The following is a 3862-nucleotide window of genomic DNA, read 5'->3' on the forward strand; positions in this document are numbered from 1 at the left end:
TACTCAACGAGAAAAGCTATTAAAGCGTCCACATAGCAGAAAATGCTTAAAACTGGGCTGGAGTCTTCTTATTTTTTACACACAAATAAACACACAACGAAAAATGAACACAAACACAACAAAAAACTTGACCGATTTAGAATTAGTCGGCATTACCACATAAGGAATTGACTATGAAAGTGGCTGTACTCTATGTTTACGAAAGAAATTCAAGTGAACGGCATAAGTATAACAATTATTAGTCTTTAAGATTCCATAAAAAACAAAACTCGAAAATCTTTCGAAGAAAGAAGTTCGCATATTGAATGATGGCTATGCCCCAACAGATGGCAGGGGTATTCCATACCCAAGACCAAAGCCCCCAATTTTGACTCCACTTACGGAGTAATTTGATTAGCAAATCGTAGCTTAAATCATTTTCAAACTATCCCGGGCTGTAAGATTTTGATTTGGCTTGTTTGAATAAATATTTTTTTTAACTTAAAACACACAATGAAAATGAAAAATTTAGAATTGGACAATTATGGTGTAGTTGAAATGAATTCAACTGATACTAAGAAAACGGATGGTGGTATTTTTGGTGCAGATGATGCTGTTTTTTGGACAGCTGTAGCAGGTATTGTAGCCTTGGCTACGTTTGCCGATTATGCAGCGAAAGAACTTCAAACAGGATATGAAATCTATCAAAAAAACCATAAAAAATAAAAAAACACTAAATTAAACTAATTTGAACAATGAATAAGTCAATTATTTTAGCAGCATCTTTATCATTAATTATTAATGTTAACAATATTGTAATATATTTTACCGGAGGGAAAGTAGAAAACAACAACCCTCTTTATCTTATTATGTTATTTTGCTCATTAATTTTTACTTTTAAGTTACCTAAAAATAATTGGCTTACCTTTCTGCAAATTTTATTAATTTTAGTAGCACTAATATCAATTTACATCCAATATATAAAAAAATGAAAATGAATCTCACACATACCGAATTATTATCTAATAGCGATTTGTTCAATATTTTTGGCGGTCAAGACCCAAATAAACCACATGGAATTTTTCAATGGATTGGTTATGGAATAGCCGCTGCCGGAGATGCCATTGGAAAATTTGTTGATAATTTACCAAATTATCAACAAAGTAGTGGTTCTTCCTTGATGAATACAGCTCTTCATTAATTAATAAAGCGAGATAGTAATCTATCTCGCTTTATTTTATTTGACAACTATTAAACTTATATATAGTTAAAAACCACTCTTCTCATTAGATGAAGTATTTTCGAACATCCAAAAAGGTGCTTTTTTTATGCAATCTTTTGAAACTTTTTCAATAAAAAACTTGATATTCCAAATATAACTCTAAGTTATAAACTACGCCTAATTGTTATTGTCGATAGAGACTTTTTACTACAATTTTGTATAAGAAAAGTAAATACTCTAAACAATTAGCATTTATGCAAAATCAAATCCACCCAGCCGAGGTTATTGAGTTTACGACCGAGGCCTATCTGCCCACCGTTTCGGTGCGAAGTCAAATCATCTATTTGTCCGTTATTCTTGCCATCATTGCTGCATTGGTGGCTTTGCCACTCATCCAAGTCGAGGTTTCGGTGCAAAGCTCGGGTATGATTCGCCCAACTGCCGAGCGAAACGAAATCCGCTCACTCATTGCTGGCACTATCAGCGAAACTTTCATCAAAGAAAATCAAAGCATTGAGCAAGGGCAAACTGTCTTTCGCCTCCAAACCGATATACTCGACACCAAAATTCGACTAAACGAAGTGCAACAAAACGAAAAGAAATTATTTATCAATGATTTAGAAAAGTTGGTTGCCCTTAACCGAGAAAACCTAACACTCAATGGCATTTTATCTTCGGCTCTCTATCGCCAACAATATGAACAGTTTCGTTTGCTTTTGAGCGAAAACCAGCAAACTCAAAAAAAACGCAAACGAGAACTCGACATCAATAAAAAACTCTTAGAAGAAAAAGTTGTTGCTCAGCAAGAATTTGAAGACAAAGAATTTGCTTTTCAAACCGTACAAGCACAATCAAAGAATATCATCGAACGCCAAATTAGCGACTGGCAAACGGCTCTTTCGCAATACAAAATGGCACTCGACGAACTACAAGCTCAAAGCCGTCAGTGGCTCAAAGAACGAGAATTCTATACCATAAAAGCCCCAATTAGTGGTAATATCAGTCAATTAGCAGGAAAATACACAGGTGGATATATTCAAACTGGTGAATTGTTAGGCGTTATTTCGCCCGATTCAAATTTGGTTGTTGAGTGCTATGTTTCGCCTAAAGATATTGGTTTATTGCAGAAAGGAATGAAAACTCGCATGCAAATGGATGCCTTCGACTATAACCAATGGGGACTTGCCGAAGGAACTGTTACCGAAATAGCCAACGACCTCACCATCGGCGAAAATCAACAGGCATTCTTTAAAGTAAAATGTCTTTTAAACCAAGACCATCTGGTTTTAAAAAATGGCTACCAAGGTAAATTAAAGAAAGGAATGACCCTCAGAAGCCACTTTGTGGTAACCAAACGCAGTCTATTCGATTTACTCTACGACAAAACTGACGATTGGTTGAATCCTAAAAATAACCTCAACTCCCTAAGCGAAACATCGCACCGCTCCGAAGGGGGAATTGCACAACGATAAAATACTTTCTTTAAAACTTTAATTGCCCTAAAAATCCCCCCATCGGGGGTTAGGGGGCTGTCTTATATGAAAAAAACTTGCATCAAACAGCATGATATTACAGACTGCGGAGCGGCTTGTTTAGCATCAATTTCGGCACATTACAAACTTATGTTGCCTATTGCCCGCATACGCCAGTATGCTTCAACCGATAAAAAAGGCACAAATGTATTGGGTATGATTGAAGCCGCCCAAAAGCTTGGTTTTCAAGCGAAAGGTGTCCGTGGCACATTTGAAAGTCTTTCAAAAATACCAAAACCCGCTATTGCCCACGTTGTTATCAAAGAGGTTTTGCATCATTTTGTGGTCATTTATGATGTAACCGATAAATACGTGGAGGTGATGGACCCAGCTTTCGGTAAAATCGACAAAATGAGTCACGAAGCCTTCCAGAAAATCTGGACAGGGGTTTTGATACTTTTACTTCCTGACGAAAATTTCCAAGTTGGGAATGCCAAGGAATCTGTTTCTGGTCGTTTTTGGAAATTGATTCAACCCCACAAATCAGTGATGGCTCAAGCACTTTTTGGAGCATTGGTTTACACTATTTTGGGGCTTTCTACTTCGATTTATGTTCAAAAAATTGTAGATAATGTATTAGTTGAAGGCAATCGGAATCTATTAAATCTATTGAGTGTAGGTATGATTCTAATTTTGATTTTGCAGCTACTCATTGGCTCAATGAAAACTTTTTTTGCTCTCCGAACAGGGCAACAAATTGATGCTCAATTGATTTTGGGGTATTACAAACATTTAATGAAACTTCCACAGCAGTTTTTCGACACGATGCGAGTGGGAGAAATTATTTCTCGAATCAATGATGCCGTTAAGATTCGAACTTTTATCAATGACATCGCCCTCAACTTGGTTGTAAATATTTTTATAGTCTTGTTCTCTTTCGGAATGATGTTTACTTACGACTGGAAACTGGCATTGATTATGCTGGCCGTGATTCCGTTTTATGCAGCTAATTATCTGATTGTCAATCGCTTAAATAAAAAATACCAGCGTACACTCATGGAAAACGGAGCAGAATTAGAATCTCAGTTAGTAGAATCGCTTAATTCTATGGCTACCATCAAACGCTTTGGTTTAGAAGAATACGCCAACATAAAAACCGAAACTCGCTTCGTAAAATTACTGAAAACTA

The 3862-nt window shown here is 36.2% G+C and carries 4 protein-coding genes; all 4 read left to right on the forward strand.

Annotation, left to right across the window (positions count from 1 at the left end; all coding sequences use genetic code 11):
• The first annotated feature begins 498 nt into the window (after positions 1–498).
• Positions 499–705, forward strand: coding sequence for a hypothetical protein (locus tag ACOVO2_RS18755; protein WP_421771444.1), 207 nt, complete (start codon positions 499–501; stop codon positions 703–705).
• 262 nt (positions 706–967) lie between these two features.
• Positions 968–1180, forward strand: coding sequence for a hypothetical protein (locus tag ACOVO2_RS18760; protein ID WP_421771445.1), 213 nt, complete (start codon positions 968–970; stop codon positions 1178–1180).
• Between the two features lie 275 nt (positions 1181–1455).
• Positions 1456–2673: an HlyD family secretion protein gene (locus ACOVO2_RS18765; RefSeq protein WP_421771446.1), complete on the forward strand. Its 1218-nt coding sequence runs from the start codon at positions 1456–1458 to the stop codon at positions 2671–2673.
• A gap of 66 nt (positions 2674–2739) precedes the next feature.
• A partial coding sequence (locus ACOVO2_RS18770; RefSeq protein ID WP_421771447.1) for a peptidase domain-containing ABC transporter occupies positions 2740–3862 on the forward strand: 1123 nt, incomplete at its 3' end.

Source organism: Emticicia sp., from assembly GCF_049241225.1.
Lineage (GTDB): Bacteria > Bacteroidota > Bacteroidia > Cytophagales > Spirosomataceae > Emticicia.